Annotated in this window: 18 protein-coding genes; 9 read left to right on the top strand and 9 right to left on the bottom strand. The window is 71.5% G+C overall.

Features of this window, described 5'->3' with window-relative positions; genetic code table 11:
* Entirely contained in the window at positions 1-501 is a 501-nt protein-coding gene (locus tag ACIHFB_RS32840) for a nitroreductase/quinone reductase family protein (RefSeq protein WP_365275959.1), read from the bottom strand.
* Positions 501-1,685 (bottom strand): acyl-CoA dehydrogenase family protein, encoded by a 1,185-nt coding sequence (locus ACIHFB_RS32835; RefSeq protein WP_400128848.1) that lies wholly within the window; start codon positions 1,683-1,685, stop codon positions 501-503. The genes ACIHFB_RS32840 and ACIHFB_RS32835 overlap by 1 nt, the downstream gene beginning before the upstream one ends.
* A gap of 76 nt (positions 1,686-1,761) precedes the next feature.
* On the opposite strand from ACIHFB_RS32835, the gene ACIHFB_RS32830 reads away from it, so the two are divergent.
* Positions 1,762-2,937 (top strand): thiolase C-terminal domain-containing protein, encoded by a 1,176-nt coding sequence (locus ACIHFB_RS32830; protein ID WP_365275952.1) that lies wholly within the window; start codon positions 1,762-1,764, stop codon positions 2,935-2,937.
* Positions 2,938-2,962: 25 nt separating this feature from the next.
* Here the strand turns inward: ACIHFB_RS32830 and ACIHFB_RS32825 are convergent, their stop codons facing one another.
* Positions 2,963-4,165 carry an esterase-like activity of phytase family protein gene (locus ACIHFB_RS32825; protein ID WP_400128847.1) on the bottom strand — a complete coding sequence of 401 codons (1,203 nt, stop codon included), beginning with the start codon at positions 4,163-4,165 and terminating at the stop codon, positions 2,963-2,965.
* Positions 4,166-4,303: 138 nt separating this feature from the next.
* Between ACIHFB_RS32825 and ACIHFB_RS32820 the strand changes: the two genes are divergently transcribed.
* Both ACIHFB_RS32820 and ACIHFB_RS32815 read left to right on the top strand, forming a co-directional pair.
* Positions 4,304-4,729: a pyridoxamine 5'-phosphate oxidase family protein gene (locus ACIHFB_RS32820; RefSeq protein ID WP_365275947.1), complete on the top strand. Its 426-nt coding sequence runs from the start codon at positions 4,304-4,306 to the stop codon at positions 4,727-4,729.
* A gap of 37 nt (positions 4,730-4,766) precedes the next feature.
* Positions 4,767-5,432, top strand: a complete 666-nt coding sequence (locus ACIHFB_RS32815) for a pyridoxal 5'-phosphate synthase (RefSeq protein WP_365275945.1) — start codon at positions 4,767-4,769, stop codon at positions 5,430-5,432.
* A 4-nt stretch (positions 5,433-5,436) separates the two neighbouring features.
* On the opposite strand, the gene ACIHFB_RS32810 is transcribed toward ACIHFB_RS32815, so the two are convergent.
* Positions 5,437-5,823, bottom strand: coding sequence for a Zn-ribbon domain-containing OB-fold protein (locus ACIHFB_RS32810; RefSeq protein WP_365275942.1), 387 nt, complete (start codon positions 5,821-5,823; stop codon positions 5,437-5,439).
* 279 nt (positions 5,824-6,102) lie between these two features.
* On the opposite strand from ACIHFB_RS32810, the gene ACIHFB_RS32805 reads away from it, so the two are divergent.
* The 4 genes from ACIHFB_RS32805 (at position 6,103) to ACIHFB_RS32790 (ending at position 12,450) form a co-directional block, all read left to right on the top strand.
* Positions 6,103-7,722 (top strand): subtype B tannase, encoded by a 1,620-nt coding sequence (locus ACIHFB_RS32805; RefSeq protein WP_365276777.1) that lies wholly within the window; start codon positions 6,103-6,105, stop codon positions 7,720-7,722.
* A gap of 299 nt (positions 7,723-8,021) precedes the next feature.
* Positions 8,022-9,257 (top strand): NAD(P)/FAD-dependent oxidoreductase, encoded by a 1,236-nt coding sequence (locus ACIHFB_RS32800; protein WP_365275939.1) that lies wholly within the window; start codon positions 8,022-8,024, stop codon positions 9,255-9,257.
* A 176-nt stretch (positions 9,258-9,433) separates the two neighbouring features.
* A complete protein-coding gene (locus ACIHFB_RS32795; protein ID WP_365275936.1) occupies positions 9,434-11,659 on the top strand; it encodes an acetate--CoA ligase family protein in 2,226 nt (741 codons plus the stop codon).
* On the top strand, positions 11,659-12,450 hold the full coding sequence (locus ACIHFB_RS32790; RefSeq protein WP_365275933.1) for an enoyl-CoA hydratase-related protein: 792 nt from the start codon (positions 11,659-11,661) through the stop codon (positions 12,448-12,450). Before ACIHFB_RS32795 ends, ACIHFB_RS32790 begins: the two co-directional genes overlap by 1 nt.
* Before the next feature lie 4 nt (positions 12,451-12,454).
* Here ACIHFB_RS32790 and ACIHFB_RS32785 read toward each other — a convergent pair whose 3' ends face one another.
* Positions 12,455-13,390 carry a hypothetical protein gene (locus tag ACIHFB_RS32785; RefSeq protein WP_365275930.1) on the bottom strand — a complete coding sequence of 312 codons (936 nt, stop codon included), beginning with the start codon at positions 13,388-13,390 and terminating at the stop codon, positions 12,455-12,457.
* A gap of 83 nt (positions 13,391-13,473) precedes the next feature.
* Here ACIHFB_RS32785 and ACIHFB_RS32780 point away from each other — a divergent pair, with 83 nt between their 5' ends.
* Positions 13,474-14,064: a flavin reductase family protein gene (locus ACIHFB_RS32780; protein WP_365275927.1), complete on the top strand. Its 591-nt coding sequence runs from the start codon at positions 13,474-13,476 to the stop codon at positions 14,062-14,064.
* Here ACIHFB_RS32780 and ACIHFB_RS32775 read toward each other — a convergent pair.
* Positions 14,061-15,365 (bottom strand): MFS transporter, encoded by a 1,305-nt coding sequence (locus ACIHFB_RS32775; protein WP_365275925.1) that lies wholly within the window; start codon positions 15,363-15,365, stop codon positions 14,061-14,063. The two genes, ACIHFB_RS32780 and ACIHFB_RS32775, sit on opposite strands and share 4 nt — an antisense overlap.
* Before the next feature lie 116 nt (positions 15,366-15,481).
* Between ACIHFB_RS32775 and ACIHFB_RS32770 the strand changes: the two genes are divergently transcribed.
* The gene (locus ACIHFB_RS32770) at positions 15,482-16,507 is read left to right on the top strand and encodes a helix-turn-helix domain-containing protein (protein WP_365276774.1); all 1,026 of its coding nucleotides are present in this window, start codon (positions 15,482-15,484) and stop codon (positions 16,505-16,507) included.
* On the opposite strand, the gene ACIHFB_RS32765 is transcribed toward ACIHFB_RS32770, so the two are convergent.
* The 3 genes from ACIHFB_RS32765 to ACIHFB_RS32755 form a co-directional block, all read right to left on the bottom strand.
* Entirely contained in the window at positions 16,409-17,665 is a 1,257-nt protein-coding gene (locus ACIHFB_RS32765; RefSeq protein ID WP_365275922.1) for an MFS transporter, read from the bottom strand. The genes ACIHFB_RS32770 and ACIHFB_RS32765 overlap by 99 nt on opposite strands.
* A 112-nt stretch (positions 17,666-17,777) precedes the next feature.
* Complete coding sequence (locus ACIHFB_RS32760; RefSeq protein ID WP_365275919.1) at positions 17,778-18,827, bottom strand: Zn-dependent alcohol dehydrogenase; 1,050 nt, start codon at positions 18,825-18,827, stop codon at positions 17,778-17,780.
* On the bottom strand, positions 18,827-19,978 hold the full coding sequence (locus ACIHFB_RS32755) for an acyl-CoA dehydrogenase family protein (RefSeq protein ID WP_365275916.1): 1,152 nt from the start codon (positions 19,976-19,978) through the stop codon (positions 18,827-18,829). The genes ACIHFB_RS32760 and ACIHFB_RS32755 overlap by 1 nt, the downstream gene beginning before the upstream one ends.
* Positions 19,979-20,052: the final 74 nt, after the last annotated feature.

Genomic DNA, 20,052 nt, shown 5'->3' with positions numbered 1-20,052 from the left:
TCACTCAGGTGGGCTGCCGCCTGAAAGCTGTCGCCGCACGATCCTGAACACCCGGATCTCCCGCTCCACCCGCGCCTGATACGTCGCATACGGCGGCCAGAACGCCAGCGCCGTCTGCCAGACCGCTGCCCGCTCCTCCCCCTCCAGCAGCCGGGCCCGGACCGGGATGTCCCGCCCCTTCCAGCTGACCTCGGCGTCCGGATGGGCGAGGAGGTTGTGGGTCCAGGCGGGGTGGCCGGTGCGGCCGAAGTTGGAGCCGACGAGGATCCAGCTGCGCCCGCCGTCCTCCGGCATACAGGCGAGCGGCGTACGCCGGGCCCGTCCGCTCTTCGCCCCCGTCGCCGTCAGGATCACCCCCGGCAGCATCTGCGCGCTGAGCAGCACCTTGCCGCGGGTGAGCCGGTGGACTGCGCGGTCCAGCGCCGGGACGACATGCGGGGCGACCCTGGCGAAGCCCGGCGTGGCGGACACCTTCTGGACGAGACGCACCCCGACGCCCATCAGACGGTCACCTCCCCGCCCTCGAAGAGCCGCGCCGCGTCGGCGGCATGCGCCCGCAGCCGATGCACCGGCCCGAAGAGCAGCTCGTCGCCCGCGGCCCGCTTGAAGTACAGGTGGGCCTCGTGCTCCCAGGTGAAACCGATACCGCCGTGCAGCTGCATCCCCTCGGCCGCCGCACCCCGCAGGGCCTGAAGCGCCTGCGCGAGGGCGAGCCCGCCCGCTCTCGCGCCGCCGGCCGTGGCCCACGCGGCGTAGTACGCGGCCGAGCGGGCGGCCTGCACCTGGACGTACACATCGGCCAGCCGGTGCTTGACCGCCTGGAAGGACCCGATCGCCCGCCCGAACTGCTCCCGCTGCCCCACGTACTCCACGGTCCGCTCCAGCACCCGGTCGGCGGCCCCGACGGCCTCGCAGGCGAGCACGGCGGCGGCGGTGTCGCCGCTGCGGGAGAGGGCGCCCAGGACGTCGGCGTCTTCATCCCCCAGCAACTCGGCGTCGACGTCCCGCAGTTGAAGGCGGGCCTGCGGACGGGTCGCGTCGAGCGCGGTCTGCCGGGTGCGGACGAGCCGCGCCGAGTCCCCGGGGACGAGGAACAGCAGCGTGCGCGAGCGGGCGAAGCCCCCGGCGTGGGCGGCGACGATCAGCAGCCCCGCACTGTGCCCGTCGAGCACCTGGTCGACCTGCCCGTACAGCCGCCAGCCCTTGTCCGTCCGCCGGGCCTGGACACCCCCCGCACGCCCTCCTCCGGCCCAGTCGCCGCCGTTGTCGCCGGTCAGCCCGAGCACGGCGGCGAGCGCGGCGCCGGGCACGGCGAGGGCCGCGGTGAGCGAGCCCGCGGCGATCCGGGGCAGCAGCTCGGCCCGCTGGACGTCCGTACCGAGGGTGAACAGCAAAGGCGCACTCAGTACGGCTGTCGCGAGCAGCGGAGAGGGTGCGAGAGCCCGGCCCGTCTCCTCTCCCGCGAGGGCGAGCTCGGTCACCGAGCAGCCGACACCGCCGTACGTCTCGGGAAGGGCGAGCCCCGGGAGGCCGAGCTGTTCGGCGAGGGCGGCCCACAGAAGGGGGTCGTGACCGGCGGGGGTGTCGAGGGCCGCGCGCAGTTCTTCCGCTCCGCACCGCTTGTGGAGCAGTTCGCGCAGGGTGCGGCGGATCTCGTCCTGCTCGGTGGTGAAGCTGGCGTCCATGGCTCTTCCCTCCCGATCTGACGGGCCGTCATATTAGGAGCCTCACAACGATATGCCCAGGGGCAGGAGGCCTCTCATGATTCCCGGCAGCCGGAAAGTCGCCGTGGTCGGTGTCGCCCTCTCCGACTGCGGCCGCGTGGACGACACGACCCCGTACGCGCTGCACGCCCAGGCCGCCCGCCGCGCCCTGGCCGACGCGGGCCTGGACAAGGGCGTGATCGACGGCTTCGCGTCGGCGGGCCTCGGCACCCTGGCCCCGGCGGAGGTGGCCGAGTACCTGGGCCTGCGCCCCACCTGGGTCGACTCGACCTCGGTGGGCGGCTCCACCTGGGAGGTGATGGCGGCCCACGCCACTGACGCGATAGCGGCCGGGCACGCCGATGCCGTGCTCCTCGTCTACGGCTCGACCGCCCGCGCCGACATCAAGGCGGGCCGCCGGACCGGCAACCTCTCCTTCGGCGCACGGGGCCCGCTCCAGTTCGAGGTCCCCTACGGCCACACCCTCATCGCCAAGTACGCCATGGCCGCCCGCCGCCACATGCACGAACACGGCACGACCATCGAGCAGTTGGCGCAGGTGGCGGTCCAGGCGCGGGCGAACGCCGCCCTGAACCCGGAGGCGATGTTCCGGACCCCGATCACGGTCGACGACGTCCTCGACGGTCCGATGATCGCCGACCCCTTCACCAAGCTGCACTGCTGCCTACGGTCCGACGGCGGGGCGGCGGTGCTGCTGGCGGCGGAGGAGTACGTACGGGACTGCCGTACGGCGCCTGTGTGGGTGCTCGGCACCGGGGAGCACGTCTCGCACACGACGATGTCCGAGTGGCCGGACTTCACCGTGTCCCCGGCCGCGGTGAGCGGTCGCCTCGCCTTCGAGCGGGCGGGCGTACGCCCGGAGGAGATCGACTTCGCGGAGATCTACGACGCGTTCACCTATATGACGCTGGTGACGCTGGAGGACCTGGGGTTCTGCGGGAAGGGCGAGGGCGGGGCGTTCGTGGAGAAGGGCCGGCTGAACGTCGTGGGCGGGGAACTGCCCGTGAACACGGACGGCGGCGGGCTGTCGGCTCAGCACCCCGGGATGCGGGGCCTGTTCCTGCTGGTGGAGGCGGTGCGGCAGTTGCGCGGGGAGGCGGGCGAGGCGCGGCAGGTGCGTAGGCCCGATGGGCGGTTGCCGCGCCTCGCGGTGGCGTCCGGGACGGGCGGGTGGTTCTGCTCGTCCGGGACGGTCGTGCTGGGGCGCCAGTGAGTGCTCGGCGCGTCCTGATGGAGTCCTAGATGAACGCGCGCCAGTCCGCGTGCAGACGGTCGCCGAGCCGGATGGTGATGAACTCGTTGTCGTCCGCCTTCGTCGCCGAGCGGCCGGTGGAGAAGGGGAAGTTGTTGTCGTTCAGGACGGCGAGGGTGCGGTCGTCGAGCAGGACGACGTCCTCGATCGTCTGGAACGGGAAGGTGAACGTCTCGCCGAAGCCGCCGAGCTTCTTCGGGTTGGCGATGTTCATCAGGTCGGCGACGAGGGTCTTGTCCATCACGCCGTCGCCGTTGCGGTCACGCTTGTCGGCGAGGTAGATCCGCTTGAACTTGGCGGTGTCGCCCTGGCCGCCGTCCCGCTCGATGACCAGGAAGCGGTTCTTGTCGACCGCGATGGCGTCACCGATCGCGTTGTCCTTGGACTCCAGGCGGTAGGTCCAGCGCTTGCCGCTGTACTTGCCGGCCTTCAGGTCGAACTCGTTGATGCGCAGGTCACCGGGGGTGTCACCGGTCACCGTGCCTTCGAGCAGCGGGTAGAGGTACCGCCCGTCGACGCCCCGGGCCATGCCCTCGAAGCCCTTGCTGCTGGCGGCGTTGGGCGTCTGGCCGTTCAGGTAGGGGTTCTCGGGCGCCTTCACGCCGTCGAGGGAGACCGGCGCCTGAAGCAGCTTCCCGGTACGCGAGAAGTGCAGCAGGAACGGGCCGAACTCATCGCCCATCCAGTACGTGCCGTCGTACGCCCGCACGATCGACTCGACGTCGAAGTCGGCGCCGGTCAAGGTGCGGTCGGCGCGGGTGAGCGCGAACGGCACCTTGTGGTACGGGTCGGTCAGGTTGAACCCGCCGACCACCTTGACGTTCCCGGTGCGCGTGTCCGGCTTGATGCGGTGGACGCGGAGCAGGAAGTCGGCGCTGTTGGCCTTCTGGCCGTAGCCGTTGTCCGACAGCACGTCGTACGTGCCGTCGTGCCGGTTCACGACGCCGCTGAAGCCCTGCACGGGCTGGCCCGCGAAGGGCGCCGCGATGCCGTTGAACGGTCCCGCGCCTATGGCGGCCCCGGACGGCTCGCTGCCCGGCACGAACGTCTGGGCCGGCAGCGACGCCCACCCGGTGAGCGTGGCCTGACCGAAGTCGTCGGTCTTCGTCTTCTCGCCGGCCAGGGCGGCGGGCGCCGCGAGGCCGACGGTCAGCGCGACGGCGCTGAACATGATCGAGAGTCTTCTCATGGCGGGCACAGTAGGGAAACCTGGTGACGAGCGGCCCAACGACAGGCGACGGTCAGCCGGTGGGGAACGGGTACCCCGTGCGACACGTTGTGAATACAGACGGAGCACAGGAGACTCGAGCCGCTGGAGGAACCCGACATGGCCCTGACCCGCGAGGAGCGCGAGCAGTTCCTGGCCGAGCCGCACATCGCCGCGCTGGCGGTGGACGCCGAGGAGGGACGCGCACCGCTCACCGTGCCGATCTGGTACCAGTACGAGTCCGACGGCACGGTATGGATCCTGACCGGGCTGGACTCCCGCAAGCATGAGCTGATCAGCAAGGCGGGCAGGTTCTCCCTGATGGTGGACCGGCTGGAACCCACGATCCGGTATGTGTCGGTGGAGGGCCCGGTCGTCGACACCACACCCGCCACCATCGACAGGCTCCGCGAGATCTCGGCCCGCTACCTCCCCGCCGACAAGGTCGAGGGCTATGTCGACTTCTCCTGGAACAACCACGGCGAGATGATCATCGTCCGGATGCGCCCCGAGCGCTGGGTGTCGTCGGACCTCGGCACGGTGTAGCAGCCACCGGGCGGCGGGCGGCGGTGACAATCGGAGCATGGACTCCGAGTTTGTACGTCTGCTGAAGTCGTTGCGCGTCTGGGAGGCCGGGGTCACCGAACTCCGCCCCTTCGACCCGGCCACGGCACCCGCCGCCCCCCTCCCGCTCTTCACCACCTGGTTCGCGGAGGCGGTGGCGGCAGGCCAGCCGGAGCCGCACACCATGTCGCTGGCGACGGCGGACGAAGAGGGCCTGCCGGACGTACGGACGGTCATGCTGCACGGCGCCGACCCGTCCGGCTGGTCCTTCGCCACCCATGTGAGCAGCAGCAAAGGACGCCAGCTGACGGCCCGCCCGTATGCCGCCCTGGGCTTCTACTGGCCGCTCCAGGGCCGCCAGATCCGTCTGCGCGGCCCGGTCACCGCCGCCCCCGCCGAGGAGTCCCAGTCCGACCTGCACGCCCGCTCCACGGGCGCCCTGGCCGCAGCCCTCACCGGCCGCCAGAGCGAAGTCCTGGGCTCTCTGGAGGAGTTGGCGACGGAGTCCGGTGCGGCCTGGCAGCGGGCCCAGCACAACCCGGACACCCCGGTCCCCACCTGGACCCTGTACCACCTCCGGCCGGAGACGGTGGAGTTCTTCCAGGGGGACGCCCAGCGACGCCACGTGCGGCTGAACTACCGTCGCACGGAAGGGGGTTGGGCCAAGGAGCTGCTGTGGCCGTGAACTGCTACAGCACCGCCCCGCCGGGCGCCCGGAACACCGGCACCCCCTCCCGGAACGCCACCTCCAGCTCCATCCCCACCCGCAGCTCCCCGCCCCCCACTACCTCCGTCATCATCCGCGGCCCCTCCGCGAGGTCGACGACCGCGGCGACGTACGGTGTGCGCTCGCCGAAGGGCGGCAGGTCGTTGCGGTGGACGACGGACCAGGTGTAGAGGGTGGCGCGGCCGGTCGCGGGCTCCCAGGTGACGTCCTCGCTCCAGCAGTGGGGGCAGAACTCGCGGGGGTAGTGATGGGCCCGGCCGCAGGCCCCGCAGCGGCGGATCAGCAGTCTGCCCGCCGCGGCCGCGTCCCAGTACGCCCTCGTGAACGTGTCGATCCCAGGGACGTTCATGCGCGCTCCCCGTGACGGCGAAAACTGACGGTACGTCAGTTCAGCAGGCCGAGCGCGTGTGCACAAGGGGCTGTCGGCCACCTGTCGAATCGCCGTGAATCTGTGCGCCCGCCTTGAATTCAATGAGGAAACCCGTAGAACATCCATGGATTGTTGACGATTTTGTTGGCCCCGAACTACGTTCGCAAACGTCAAGGAGAGACGGCCACGAGCCGCCACCCGCAGCGAACTCGGGAGCACCAGGTGAAGCACAGGGCAGTCAAGCGCAGGAGCGTCGTCATGGGGATCGGCGCGACCGCGGGTGTGGCCGCGGTGGGCGGCATCGCACTGAGCGCACAGGCGTCGAGCGGCACAAGCGGCTCCAGCTCCTCGGCCTCGTCCTCGGACGCCCTGGTGTTCGACAAGGACGCCTACACCGAGCTGACAACGACCATCACGGACACCGACGGCACGGACCACGAGGTCGTCTACCACTTCTGGAAGGCCATCACCTACGTCACCGAGCCGGTCGACGAGACCTACCAGAGCCTGATCGTCAGCGCCCCGGTCAAGATCGACGGCACGGCGGTGGACGCCACCGACGCCCCGATCCTGTTCGCCAACTCGGTCGGCGGCTACCTGCCGTCCTCGGTGGCGGAGGCCACCGGCGTCGGTGGCGGAGGCACGTCCGGCGGGGGCGGCGGCGCCCCCAGTGGCGCACCGTCGAGCAGCGCATCGCCCAGCGCTTCGGCGAGCGCGTCGGCCCCCGGAGCGGGCGGCAACACCAACGCCACCGGCGGCGCCCTGGCCTCCAACCAGCTCCTGGCCCTGGCGGCCGGCTACGTCGTCGTGGAGCCCGGCGCCCGCGGCCGCACCCTCAAGAACTCCAGCGGCGAGTACTACGGCACCGCCCCGGCCGCGATCATCGACCTGAAGGCCGCCGTCCGCTACGTCCGCTCCAACAAGGGCCGCATCCCGGGCAACACCGACCGCATCGTCTCCGCCGGCACCAGCGCGGGCGGCGCCCTGTCCTCCCTGCTGGGCGCCTCCGGCGACAGCAAGATCTACGACAAGTACCTCAAGGAGATCGGTGCCGCCGACGCCTCCGACGCGATCTTCGCGACCGGCGCCTGGTGCCCGATCACCGACCTGGAGCACGCCGACGGCTCCTACGAGTGGAACTGGGGCACCAACAAGCTCAGCACCGGCAAGCAGGTCGACCAGACCGTCTCCAAGGAACTCCAGTCGCAGTTCGCCGAGTACCAGGCGTCCCTGAAGCTCCGCGGCCTGAACCGCTACGGCGCCCTCACCGCCCGCAACTACGACGACTACCTGTTGACGACCTACCTCCAGCCCTCGGCCACCACCTACCTGGCCGCCCTGTCGGAGTCGGACCGGACGACGTATCTGGCCGAGAACACCTTCATCACCTGGGACGGCAAGAAGGCCACCTTCACCTGGGCCGACTTCCTCACCCACGTCGGCGCCCGCAAGAAGACCGTCCCGGCCTTCGACGCCTTCGACCTGTCCGCCGGCGAGAACAACCTGTTCGGCAAGGACACCACCGAGTCCCGCCACTTCACGGCGTACGGCGCCAAGAACGACACCACCGGGCTCAGCAGCAAGCGCGTCCCCGGCGACATCCCCGAGCTGCTCGACCTGATGAACCCGATGCACCACCTCGGGAACAAGAACCCGGCCCGCTCGAAGCACTGGTGGATCCGCCTCGGCACCGAGGATTCCGACACCTCGCTGACGGTCGCCGCCAACATCGCCGCCGCCGCGGACAACCTCGGCGACGACGTCAACCATCTGTACTACTGGGACGAGGGACACGGCGCGAACACCGACCCCGGCGACTTCATCACCTGGATCGCCGAGGTCACCGGCTTCAAGGGCGGGGCCCGGACCAAGAAGTAGCGACCGGGCCGAGAGGCGACGACCGGGAGACCGGCGGCCTCGTACGGCCCCCTCCCCACGAACGAGGCGTCGTTTCCCGTCATCAGAGCGCGCGCCGAACCACGACGCCGAGCCCCTGCGCACCACCCGGGCTCGGCGTCGCGGCATTTCCCGCAGCCCCACGGCCCGGCGCAGACCCACACAATGAGGCGCCCTACGCCACCGGTCCCACCCACTCCTCCTACACACGTGATCAATCCGCAACCAATTCCGGTCTTGACCGAGACCCATCAACGAGACGCGTGGTTACGCTCGCGCTCATGGCCGACTCCACAGCGTCCGCATCTCCCGCGAACCCAGCGGCGCACAGCACCTCGAACCCGGCGGCGCACACCCCCGCAGACCGCCCGGTGTACGTCATCGGCGGCGGCCCCGGCGGGCTCGCCGCCGCCCATGCGCTGCGCGCCCAGGGCATACGCGCTGTCGTCCTGGAGAAGTCCGACCGGGTGGGAGCGTCCTGGCGACGCCACTACGACCGGCTGCACCTGCACACCACCCGGCGCCTTTCGGGCCTGCCCGGACTGCCGATGCCGCGCCGGTTCGGCCGCTGGGTGTCCCGGGACGACGTCATCCGGTATCTGGAGAAGTACGCCGAGCACCACGAGCTGGAGATCGTCACCGGCGTCGAGGTCTCCCGTATCGACCGCGCACCCGACGGCACCGGCTGGCTGCTGCACGCCACCGGCGGCCGGGAACTCACCGGCGCCGCGATCATCGTCGCCACCGGGTACAACCACACCCCCCACCTCCCCGACTGGCCCGGCCGCGACTCCTACACCGGCGAGCTCCTGCACGCCTGCGACTACCGCAACGCCGAGCCCTACGCCGGCCGTGACGTCCTCGTCGTCGGCGTCGGCAACACCGGCGCCGAGATCGCCGTGGACCTGGTGGCGGGCGGGGCCTCCCGGGTACGGCTGTCCGTCCGCACCGCCCCGCACATCGTGCGCCGGTCGACCGCGGGCTGGGCCGCGCAGTACACGGGGGTGCTGTGCCGACGGCTCCCGGTCGGCCTCGTCGACCGGCTCGCCCGCCCCCTGGCCAAGCTCAGCGTGCCCGACCTCTCGGAACACGGCCTGCCCCGCCCCGACACCGGCCTCTACAGCCGGGTCAACGAAGGGGCGATCCCGGTACAGGACGTCGGCCTCATCGACGCCGTCCGCAAGGGCGACGTCGAGGTCGTGGCCGCCGTGGACGCCTTCGAGGACGGCAAGGTCGTCCTCACCGGCGGCGACCGCATCGGCCCGGACACGGTGATCGCCGCCACCGGCTACGGCCGCGCACTGGACGGGCTCGTCGGCCACCTCGACGTACTGGACGGGCGCGGCAGACCGCTCGTCCACGGAGCCCGCACCCCGCAGCACGCCCCCGGCCTGTACTTCACCGGCTTCACCAACCCCATCAGCGGCATGCTCCGCGAGCTGGCGATCGACGCGGAGAAGATCGCGAAGGTCATCGCGAAGCGTGGGGCGGGTGCGGTGTCGCGACTGCCTGTCTGAGGGTGGAGGGCGTCATCCTGTCCGGCGCGGAACGGGTCGCCGATGAGGTGCCGGCTGCCCTGTGACGGTCGCCTTTGCAGGACGGTCCCGGTCCGACGGCTTCCTGACGCTGTGTCAGTTCAGTTAATCTGACACAGCGTCAGTTAGTTACTGTCACACAGGAGCGGGGCGGACCGATGCTTGGATCAACCCACGGCACCCTTACCACCGACTCCCGCCGGGGCCGGGTCGTCGCCTGCGGCGAGCAGCCCGCACCCGCCGTCCACGGCCGCCCGGCCGACGTGGACGACTACGACGTCAGCGGACGTCCGCTGTATGCCGGCGTCCCCGACCTGGACCGGTTCTTCCGGCCCGAGTCCGTCGCCGTGATCGGCGCCTCGGACGGGGAGGGCCGGCCCAACACCGGGGTCACCCGGCAGCTGTTGTCCTGGGCCGAGCGGGTCGGGGCGCGACTGTATCCGGTGCATCCCTCGCGGGACTCCGTCTTCGGCATCTCCTGCTCTCCCTCCGTCCGCGACCTGCCCGAGCAGGTCGATCTCGCCGTGCTGCTGGTCGCCGATCCCCTTCCCGTGATCGAGGAACTGGGCGAGGCCAAGGTGAAGTTCGCCGTCGCCTTCGCCTCCGGGTTCGCGGAGACGGGGGACGAGGGTGCCGTGGTGCAGGGCCGACTCGCGGCCGCCGTGAAGCGGGCCGGTGTGCGGTTGCTCGGCCCCAACACCAACCTGAACGCCTTCGAGCGCTTCCGGGACGACCTCGACGGTCCCGCCATCGCCCTCATCACCCAGTCCGGGCACCAGGGACGCCCCGTCTTCGCCCTCCAGGAACTCGGCATCCGGCTCTCCCACTGGGCGCCCACCGGCAACGAGGCCGACCTGGAGACCGCCGACTTCATCTCCTACTTCGCCGAGCAGCCCGAAGTCGGCGCCATCGCCTGCTACATGGAAGGTCTGAAGGACGGCCGCTCGTTCCTCCTCGCCGCCGACCGGGCCGCCCGGCGCCGGGTGCCGGTCGTCGCGGTCAAGGTGGGCCGCACCGAGACCGGCGCCCGCACGGCCGCCTCGCACACCGGCAAGCTGACCGGCGCGGACGAGGTCGTCGACGCCGCGATGCGGCAGTTCGGGGTGATCCGGGTGGACGGCCTGGACGAACTCCAGGACACCGCAACCCTGTTGGCCCGGGCACGCCCGCCCCTCGCCGACGGTGTCGTCGTCTGTTCGATCTCGGGCGGCACGGGCGCGCACGTCGCCGACCTGGCGAGCGAGGCGGGTCTGCGGCTGCCGGAGCTGTCGCAGGCCAAGCAGGCCGAGCTGCACCAGTGGATACCGGAGTACCTCAGCGTCGCCAATCCGGTCGACAACGGCGGGCATCCGGTCGGGGACCTGCGCGGCCGGAAGATCATCGACGCGATCCTCGACGACCCGGAGGTCGGGGTGCTGATCTGCCCGGTCACCGGTCCCTTCCCACCGCTCAGCGACCGGCTCGTGCGGGACCTGGTGGACGCGGCCGAGCAGACCGACAAGCTGGTGTGCGTGGTGTGGGGGTCGCCGGTCGGCACCGAGCCGGCGTACCGCGACGTACTGCTCGGCTCCTCGCGCGTGGCCACCTTCCGCACGGTCGCGAACTGTCTGACCGCCGTCCGCGCCCACCTCGACCACCACCGGTTCGTCACCGGCTACCGCTCCCCCTTCGACGAGGCACCCCGCACCCACTCCCCCTCCTTCCGCAAGGCCCAGGCCCTGATGCGCCCAGGACAGCAGCTGAGCGAACACGCGGCGAAGCAGCTCCTGCGCGCCTACGGAATCCGGGTGCCGCGCGAGCAGTTGGTGACCAGCGCGGCGGCGGCCGTGCGCGCGGCGGGCCTGGTCGGCTACCCCGTGGTCATGAAGGCGTCCGGCGCGCAGATCGCCCACAAGACCGAGCTGGGTCTGGTGAAGATCGGCCTGACCTCGGCCAGCCAGGTCCGCGACGCCTACCGGGAGTTGACCGACATCGCCCGCTACGAGGACGTCTCGCTGGACGGCGTCCTGGTGTGCCAGATGGTCGAGCGGGGCGTGGAGATGGTCGTCGGCGTCACCCACGACCAGCTCTTCGGACCGACCGTCACCGTCGGGCTCGGCGGTGTCCTCGTCGAGGTCCTGCGGGACGCGGCCGTACGCGTGCCGCCCTTCGGCGAGGAACAGGCCCGGGACATGCTCACCGAACTGCGCGGACGGGCCCTCCTGGACGGGGTCCGGGGCCGCCCCCCGGCCGATCTCGACGCCCTCGTCGAAGTCGTCCTGCGCGTGGAGCGCATGGCACTCGAACTCGGCGACGACCTCGCGGAGCTCGACATCAACCCGCTGATGGTGCTGCCCAGGGGGCAGGGAGCGGTGGCGCTGGACGCGTTGGCGGTGTGCCGCTGATGGAGGAGACATGGGTGCTGCACGAGACCGCCGGGCAGGTCTCGTACATCACGCTCAACAGGCCCGAGTCCCTCAACGCCATCACCCCCGGGCAGCGCGACCGCGTCATCGCCCTGCTCTCGGACGCCTCGGCCGACCCGGACGTACGGGCCGTGGTCGTCACGGGCACGGGCCGCGGCTTCTGCGCGGGGGCGGACCTGCGGGGCGGCCCGCCGCCCGGCGAGCGGATCGCGGGCGACGTGGCCCGCACCCTCCGCCTCGGCGCCCAGCGTCTGATCGCCGCCGTCCTCGACTGCGAGAAGCCGGTGCTCGCCGCCGTCAACGGCACGGCGGCCGGCCTCGGCGCCCATCTCGCCCTCGCCTGCGACCTCGTACTCGCCGCCGAATCCGCCAAGTTCATCGAGGTGTTCGTCCGACGCGGCCTCGTCCCCGACGGCGGCGGCGCCTACCTCCTGCCCCGCCTCATCGGCCCCCGGCGCACGAAGGAACTGATGTTCTTCGGCGACGCCCTCACCCCCTCGGACGCCGAACGCCTCGGCCTCGTCAACCGCGTCGTCCCGGACGCCGAGCTGGACAAAACAACCCGCGAATGGGCCGAACGCCTGGCCACCGGCCCCACCCGCGCCCTCGCCCTGACCAAGCAACTGGTGAACACCTCCCTCGACAGCGACCGCACCACGGCGTTCGCGGCGGAGGCCTGGGCCCAGGAGATCAACATGACGACGGAGGACGCGAGGGAGGGAGTGGCGAGCTTCGTGGAACGCAGGGGTCCGGAGTACCGGGGGCGGTGAGTGGTCAGTCCCGCTTCAGGATGTGCAGGTCGCCTGCGTCCGGGTCGCCGAACAGGACGAAGAGTTCGGGATCGCGCTCGCTGCCGCCGATCGTCCAGAACGTGTCCCGCCCGCATCCCGCGTCGAGAATCAGCGCGACCCCGTCGCGCTCCTCGACCCAGCCGGCGGGGTTCTCCCTTGTCAGGGACCAGGTGCCGGTGCCGTCGCACACGGCGATGTCCTCGGCGGACTCCGCTTCGAGCTCAGGCTCGGCAGGCAGGTCGGCGAGTTGGGCCCGGCCACCCGGAAGCAGCCTCAGTACCGCGCCCTGCTCGCCCCGCCAGACACCGGTGAGCTGTCCGGAGGAGAGCACAGGGGGCTCGTACTCCCGAACCACGCCCGTCACCGTGGCCAGCACCCCGCCGACGACGACCAGCACGCACAGGCCGAAGGACACCATCGCGCAGCGGAACCAGAGGTCCCGGCTTCCCCACTGCCGTCCCGTGACCCTGGCGCGGCGGACATACGCGACGCCGAGCACCGGCAGGACGGACAGCGCCACCGGCACCAAAGCCGTGGTGCCGTACGGCCAGCCCCAGAGGACGGCCGGCAGGGCCGCCAAGACCAGGCAGAGCGCCACGGCGCACGCCAGATGCCGTACCCAGTCCGGCCCGCGTCCGGGCACGAGACGGGCCAGCACGGCCGCCGGTGCGATGTGCACGGCCGCGTGCAACAGTCCCAGGAGCGGCAGCAACACCGGGGCGAACAGGAGCGGGCAGAGCAGGGCGAATGCGCCGCCGTAGCCGATGCCGTGGTCGTCACCGAGTTCGACGTCGATCCACCGGACCAGTCCCGCCGCCGGAAGCTGGGCCGCGCACACCGCGGCGGCCGTGTTCAGGTCTGCGTCCGTCCAGCTCGACCGAGCACGGCGAACCGGCCTGCGGATGTTTCCCCACCCCATGCCGTGGAGCGTACGCAGGGGTCTTGCGGGGTCCGCCGCCCCCCTTCCAATCTGACACACCGTCAGCTTCAATGGTCGGTGTGATGGGACACGCAGGGATGGCCGCCGCCGCCGTTCGTTACCTCAGGTCCGGGGCCGCCGCCCGCCCCGTAGAACCGCTGCCGCGCCCGGAGTTGCGGTGTGTCGGCGAGGACGAGCGGGCGCCGGCCGATCAGGGGGAGTTCCGGCGTGTGCTGGGGAAGTTCGCGACCGGCGTGACGGTGATCACCGCACCGGCCGTCGACGACTCCCCCGCCGGCTTCGCCTGCCAGTCCTTCTCCTCCCTCTCCCTCGACCCGCCCCTCGTCGCCTTCATGGTCGGCCGTACGTCGACGACCTGGCCGCGCATCGCGCGCGCGGGCGTCTTCTGCGTCAACGTCCTCAGCGCCCACCAGGGCGAGCTGTGCCGCGCCTTCGCGGTGAGCGGCGCGGACAAGTTCGCGGGGGTCGCCTACGACGCCGCTCCCGTGTCCGGCTCCCCACGCCTGGCGGGCACGCACGCGTGGATCGACTGCACGATCCACGCGGTGCACACGGGCGGCGACCACCTCATCGTCGTCGGCCGAGTGGACGCCCTCGGAGCGGACGACGGGGACGAGGCGCCCCTGCTGTTCCACCGGGGCCGGTTCCGCTAGACGGCCGGCACCGCATCGGCCGGGCGGCGTCGGATCACCAGCGCCATCAGCGCCGCCGCCGCGCACAGCGCGCCCGACGCGTACCAGACCATGTCGTACGAGCCGAAGACATCGCGTGCGACGCCGCCGAGGAAGGCGACCAGCGCGGCGCCGACCTGGTGGGAGGCGAGGACCCAGCCGAAGACGATCGCGCTGTCGTCGCCGTACTGCTCCCGGCACAGAGCCACGGTGGGCGGGACGGTGGCGACCCAGTCGAGGCCGTAGAAGACGATGAAGAAGAGCATCGGCGGGTGGACGCCGGGCGCCAGCAGCATGGGCAGGAACAGAAGCGAGATCCCGCGCAGCGCGTAGTAGACGGCGAGCAGTCGGCGCGGTTCGTAGCGGTCGGTGAACCAGCCGGAGGCGATGGTGCCGACGACGTCGAACACGCCGATGACCGCGAGCAGCGAGGCCGCCGCCGTGACGGGCATGCCGTGGTCGTGGGCGGCGGGCACGAAGTGGGTCTGGATCAGGCCGTTGGTGGAGGCGCCGCAGATCGCGAAGGTGCCGGCGAGCAGCCAGAACGGGCCGGTGCGGGCCGCCTTGAACAGGACGCTCACGGCACGGCGCGCGGCACCCGGCATCGGGTCCGGCTTCGGTACGAACTCCTTCGCGCCGTACGGCTTCAGGCCCACGTCCGCCGGATGGTCGCGCAGCAGCAGCCAGACGAAGGGGACGACCGCGAGGGCCGCAAGGGCGACCGTGACGGCCGCCGGGCGCCAGTGACCCGCCTCGACCATCAAGGACAGCACGGGCAGGAAGATCAGCTGGCCGGAGGCCGAGGCGGCGGTGAGGATGCCGGTGACCAGGCCGCGCCGTTCGGTGAACCAGCGGTTGGTGACCGTCGCCGCGAAGGCCAGCGCCATCGAACCGGATCCCAGGCCGACCAGCAGGCCCCAGCACAGCAGCAGCTGCCACGGCGCCGTCATCCACACGGTCAGGCCCGAGCCGAGCGCGATCACGGTGAGCGCGACCGCGACCACGCGCCGGATGCCGAAGCGGTCCATGAGGGCGGCGGCGAAGGGGGCGGTCAGGCCGTACAGGGCGAGGTTGATGGAGACCGCGGCCGCGATCGTGCCGCGCGACCAGCCGAACTCCTGGTGCAGCGGGTCGATGAGCAGCCCCGGCAACGAACGGAACGCCGCCGCCCCGAGGATCGTCACGAAGGCGACGGCTGCGACGAACCAAGCGCGATGGATGCGGGTACGACGTGGCCTCGGCGGGGTCCGGTCGACGGCGGTGGCTTCGGTTGTCTGCGTCACGACAACGAGCTTCGGGCCTGCGCGCCCGCAGTTCCATTGGCCCGAAGGACAGCATTCGCTAGGATCGGGCCATGAAGGATCGAGTCACGGAGGATCGGGCCACCAACGATCGAGCCATGCGCGGTGAGCCGGAGTTCCGCCCGCACCGCATCGTCGTCCTCGCCCTCGACGGACTGCTCCCCTTCGAGCTGGGCATCCCGCACCGCATCTTCGGACGCCCCAAGGACACCGAGGGACGGCACCTGTACGAGGTCGTCACCTGCTCGGTGCGGCCGCCGGGCCCGGTCGTGACCGACGCCGACTTCTCCATCCACGTACCGCACGGCCCGGAGACCCTGGCCACCGCCGACACCGTGATCATCCCCGCGTCGTACGAACTCGGCCCGGTCTTCGAGAAGGGCGTGCTGACCGACGAACTGGCCGCCGCCCTCGCCCACATCCGCCCCGGCACCCGGCTCGCATCCATCTGCACCGGCGTGTACGTCCTCGCCGCCGCGGGCCGGCTGGACGGCCGCCCGGCGACCACCCACTGGGCCGACTCCGAGCGTTTCCAGCAGCTGTTCCCGCAGATCAAGGTCGACGCCGACGTCCTGTTCGTCGACGACGGCGACGTACTGACCTCGGCGGGCGTCGCCGCCGGGATCGACCTGTGCCTGCACATGGTGCGCCGCGACCACGGCACCGCGATCGCCAACGAGGTGGCCCGCCGCACGGTCGTACCGCCCCACCGCGACGGCGGCCAGGCGCAGTACATCCACCGCCCGGTGCCCGAGCCGCAGCAGGCGTCCACCACCGCGGCCCGCGCCTGGGCCCTCGGTCGCCTCCACGAGCCCATCCAACTGCGCGACCTGGCGGAGCAGGAGGCCATGTCCGTACGCACCTTCACGCGCCGCTTCCGCGAGGAGGTCGGCGTCAGCCCCGGCCAGTGGCTCACCCAGCAGCGGGTGGAACGCGCCCGGCATCTGCTGGAGTCCACCGATCTGTCCGTCGACCAGGTCGCCGGCGACTCCGGCTTCGGCACGGCCCAGTCGATGCGGCAGCACCTACAGGCTGCGCTCGGGGTCACACCCACCGCCTACCGGAGGACCTTCCGGTCCGGGGGCGGCGGTGTCGAGGACGGCAGGGCCGACGCCCTGCGCTGAACGGGCCGTGCGTATCTCCCCCCACCAACCGACCGCCGTGAGCACCATGGTCAGGGCCACGCCCGACAGGATCGCCGTCGAGGGGGCGGCGACGGTGAGCAGGGCACCGGCAAGGGAGCCCGTGGCGGCGTAACCGGCGCCGACCGCGGCGTACATGACGGAGTAGCCGGCGGCCAGGGCGCTCGGTGGGAGAGCCTCGCGCAGGGAGAGGGTGCGGGTGAGCATCGCGCCCGACTGGAGCAGGCCCGCGACGCCCAGCGCGGTCGCGATGCCGGGCGCGCCCGGTATCAGCGCCACCAGGGCGACGGCGGCCGACATCCCGGTCATGAGTACGACGCTGCGGGTGCGCAGCCGCCCCGGCCAGGACCGCAGCCCGTACAGGAACGCGCCGCCGGCCGCGGCCAGCGCCATGCCCATGAGCAGCGGCCCCGACCAGCCGACGCCGATGCCGCGTTGTTCCAGCAGGGCGGGCAGTACGAGTTCGGCGAGGGCGAGCAGCGACAGGCTCGCCGCACCCGTGACATACACCGGCCAAGCGCCGGTCAGCACCCGGAGTTTCGAGAAGCCCGCCCCGTCCTGCCCGTCCGCCTCCCATCCCGCGGGCAGGAGCCACAGGCCCGCGACCGACCAGGCCATCAGGGCAGCCGCGAGCAGCAGCGGGAGACCCGGGGCCACGCCCAGGGCGAGACCGGCGACGGTGGCGGGGGACAACGCCCACACGCCGAACGTGAGGATCGACTCCAGGGACAAGGCCTGTGCCGCCGCGCGTCCCGGGACCAGAGAGGTCAGCAGGGCGCGCAGACCGCCGGGGGCCGCGGCGGGGGCGGCACCGGCGAGGAAGGCGAACCCGCCGAGTATCGCGGGGTGCGCGCCCGGAAAGGCCCCGAGGCCCGCGAAACCGACGGCGCCGGCGGCGAGGCCGACGGCCAGGTGGGGTCGGGCCCGTGCTGGATTCAGGCGCATACCGAGGACGGGTGCGCCGATGATCTCGCCGATCACATAGGCCGCGGCCAGGGTCGCGCCCAGCGAGTAGCCGCCGGGGCGCTCGCGGACCAGGAAGACCAGGGCAAGCGGAGCCATGGCCACCGGCATTCGGGCGCCGATGGCCACGCAGGACCAGGTCAGGACCTGCTTCGAGGCGACATCGCGGTAGGCCATGGGACGACGTTAGGTGGCGGCACCGACAGTGGACGACAGGATTTCCCCGGCCTGTGGACAACTTCTCGTATCCGCCCTGAAATCGACGCACCGGCCGCCCTCGCCGGCCCCGTCAGAAGGTCAGCACCCCTCGCGCCACCCGTCCCGCCTCCGCGTCCGCCCGCGCCTTCTCGAAGTCCTCGACCGGGTAGGTCTCCGTGACCAACTCATCCAGCATCAGGCGCCCTTGGCGGTACAGCTCGGCATACACGGCGACATCACGCTGCGGACGCGACGAGCCGTACCGGCAGCCGAGGATGGACTTGTCCAGGTACATGGAGGAGACGAGGAAGGACGCCTCGGCGGTGGCCGGGGGGACGCCGAGCAGGACAGCCTGGCCGTGCCGGTCGAGCAGGTCGATGGCCTGGCGGATCAGCTCCACCCGGCCGACGCATTCGAAGGCGTGGTCGGCGCCCGTGGGCAGGATGTCCCGTACGCCGTCCGTCGAGGTCAGGAAGTCCGTCGCGCCGAAGCTCCGGGCGACCTTCTCCTTCGCCGGGTTGGCGTCGACGGCGACGATCCGCAGGGCGCCGGCGATACGGGCGCCCTGGATGACGTTGAGACCGATGCCGCCGGTACCGATCACGAGGACGCTGTCCCCGCGGTCCACCTTCGCCCGGTTGAGCACGGCGCCGACTCCGGTCAGTACGCCACAGCCGATCAGCGCGGCCGACGGCAGCGGGATGTCCTCGGGGATACGGATCGCCTGGACCGCTTTCACCACGGTCCGTTCCGCGAAGGCCGAGTTTGCGGCGAACTGGTACAGCGGCCGGCCGTCCCGGGTGAAGGGCTGCCCCGGCCGTCCGATCGCCCGCCGGCACATCGTGGGCCGCCCCCGGTCGCACTCCGCGCATGTCCCGCAGTTCGCCAGCGTGGACAGCGCGACATGATCACCGGGCGCGACATGGGTGACGCCCACACCCACCGCGTCCACGACGCCCGCACCCTCATGGCCCAGCACCACAGGAACCGGGAAAGGTATGGTCCCGTCCAACACCGACAGATCGCTGTGGCACAGCCCGGCCGCCGAGATCGCCACCCGCACCTCGCCGGGCCCCGGATCCCTCACCTCCAGGTCGTCGACGACCTCGACCCGCTTCCCGTCGAACACCACTGCACGCATCAGACGACCCCCTTGGGTTCCCTGGGCAGACCGAGCACCCGCTCGGCGATGATCGTGCGCTGCACCTGGTCCGAGCCGCCGTAGACGGTGTCGGCCCGGGAGAACAGGAACAAGTGCTGGAGCGGGTCCAGTTCATACGGCGCCGAGGGCGTCCAGTCCGCCGGACCCACGCTCGCCGACGCGCCCCGCACCTGCATCGCCAGCTCGCCGAGCCGCTGATGCCAGCCGGCCCACAGCAGCTTGGCCACGCTGGGCGCGCCCGCGTCGCCGGAACTGCCCAGCGTGCGCAGAGCGTTCCAGCGCATCGTGCGCAACTCGGCCCACTGCCGCACGATCCGGTCCCGTACGACCGGATCGGCCGCCGCCCCCGTCTCCACGGCCGTGCGCACGATCTGCGCCAACTCCTGTGCGAAGCCGATCTGCTGGGCGAGGGTGGAGACACCGCGCTCGAAACCGAGCAGGCTCATCGCCACCCGCCAGCCGTTCCCCTCACCGCCGACGACGTGCTCCACGCGCGCGTGCGCACCCTCGAAGAACACCTCGTTGAAGTCGCTCGTGCCGGTCATCTGTCGGATGGGGCGGACGTCTATGTGGTCCGACTGATCCATCGGGACCAGCAGGAAACTCAGCCCTCGGTGGCGACGGGACTCCGCATCCGTACGCGCCAGCACAAAGCACCAGTCCGCCTCGTGCGCGAGCGACGTCCAGATCTTCTGCCCGGTGATGCGGTACGCCCCCTGCGGCTCCCGCGTCGCCGTCGTACGGATCCCCGCCAGGTCGGACCCTGCGCCGGGTTCGCTGTACCCCTGACACCAGAGTTCCTCGCCCGCGGCGACCGCCGGCAGAAACCGGGCCTTCTGCTCGGGGCTGCCGTGCGCTATCAGCGTGGGCGCGAGAAGGTTCTCCCCGATGTGCCCCGAACGCGGGGGCGCCGAGGAACGCGCGTACTCCTCGGCCCAGGCGACCTGTTGGGTAAGACTCGCAGACCGGTTGCCGTAACCGGCCTCAGACCAGGCAAGCCCTATCCACCCGGCGCCACCGAGGGCCCGTTCCCAACTACGCCGGTCCTGCCCACCCCCCGCGTGTTCCTCGAGCCACGCCCGCGCTTCCGCACGAAACGCCTCATCCTCCGACGCGAACCCGAAGTCCATAAGGGGCCTCCCTAGTAGTACCGGCCAACTACAGCGCCCCTTCAGGGGCGCGGGGAACTGCGCGACAAGCCACC

This window comes from Streptomyces sp. NPDC051963, assembly GCF_044593495.1.
GTDB lineage: Bacteria > Actinomycetota > Actinomycetes > Streptomycetales > Streptomycetaceae > Streptomyces.
The sequence above is the reverse complement of the archived record's forward strand: the minus strand, read 5'-3'. Positions and strand labels throughout refer to the sequence as shown.

What these genes read in the sequence shown, in the direction of transcription:
- ACIHFB_RS32815 (WP_365275945.1), top strand. Translation starts at nt 4,767, where the DNA reads ATGGACTCCGAGTTTGTACGTCTGCTGAAGTCGTTGCGCGTCTGGGAG.
- ACIHFB_RS32805 (WP_365276777.1), top strand. Translation starts at nt 6,103, where the DNA reads ATGGGGATCGGCGCGACCGCGGGTGTGGCCGCGGTGGGCGGCATCGCA.
- ACIHFB_RS32800 (WP_365275939.1), top strand. Translation starts at nt 8,022, where the DNA reads ATGGCCGACTCCACAGCGTCCGCATCTCCCGCGAACCCAGCGGCGCAC.
- ACIHFB_RS32795 (WP_365275936.1), top strand. Translation starts at nt 9,434, where the DNA reads ATGCTTGGATCAACCCACGGCACCCTTACCACCGACTCCCGCCGGGGC.
- ACIHFB_RS32810 (WP_365275942.1), bottom strand. Translation starts at nt 5,823, where the DNA reads ATGAACGTCCCTGGGATCGACACGTTCACGAGGGCGTACTGGGACGCG.
- ACIHFB_RS32780 (WP_365275927.1), top strand. Translation starts at nt 13,474, where the DNA reads ATGGGACACGCAGGGATGGCCGCCGCCGCCGTTCGTTACCTCAGGTCC.
- ACIHFB_RS32760 (WP_365275919.1), bottom strand. Translation starts at nt 18,827, where the DNA reads ATGCGTGCAGTGGTGTTCGACGGGAAGCGGGTCGAGGTCGTCGACGAC.
- ACIHFB_RS32770 (WP_365276774.1), top strand. Translation starts at nt 15,482, where the DNA reads ATGCGCGGTGAGCCGGAGTTCCGCCCGCACCGCATCGTCGTCCTCGCC.
- ACIHFB_RS32825 (WP_400128847.1), bottom strand. Translation starts at nt 4,165, where the DNA reads ATGAGAAGACTCTCGATCATGTTCAGCGCCGTCGCGCTGACCGTCGGC.
- ACIHFB_RS32830 (WP_365275952.1), top strand. Translation starts at nt 1,762, where the DNA reads ATGATTCCCGGCAGCCGGAAAGTCGCCGTGGTCGGTGTCGCCCTCTCC.
- ACIHFB_RS32755 (WP_365275916.1), bottom strand. Translation starts at nt 19,978, where the DNA reads ATGGACTTCGGGTTCGCGTCGGAGGATGAGGCGTTTCGTGCGGAAGCG.
- ACIHFB_RS32790 (WP_365275933.1), top strand. Translation starts at nt 11,659, where the DNA reads ATGGAGGAGACATGGGTGCTGCACGAGACCGCCGGGCAGGTCTCGTAC.
- ACIHFB_RS32765 (WP_365275922.1), bottom strand. Translation starts at nt 17,665, where the DNA reads ATGGCCTACCGCGATGTCGCCTCGAAGCAGGTCCTGACCTGGTCCTGC.
- ACIHFB_RS32785 (WP_365275930.1), bottom strand. Translation starts at nt 13,390, where the DNA reads ATGGGGTGGGGAAACATCCGCAGGCCGGTTCGCCGTGCTCGGTCGAGC.
- ACIHFB_RS32835 (WP_400128848.1), bottom strand. Translation starts at nt 1,685, where the DNA reads ATGGACGCCAGCTTCACCACCGAGCAGGACGAGATCCGCCGCACCCTG.
- ACIHFB_RS32840 (WP_365275959.1), bottom strand. Translation starts at nt 501, where the DNA reads ATGGGCGTCGGGGTGCGTCTCGTCCAGAAGGTGTCCGCCACGCCGGGC.
- ACIHFB_RS32820 (WP_365275947.1), top strand. Translation starts at nt 4,304, where the DNA reads ATGGCCCTGACCCGCGAGGAGCGCGAGCAGTTCCTGGCCGAGCCGCAC.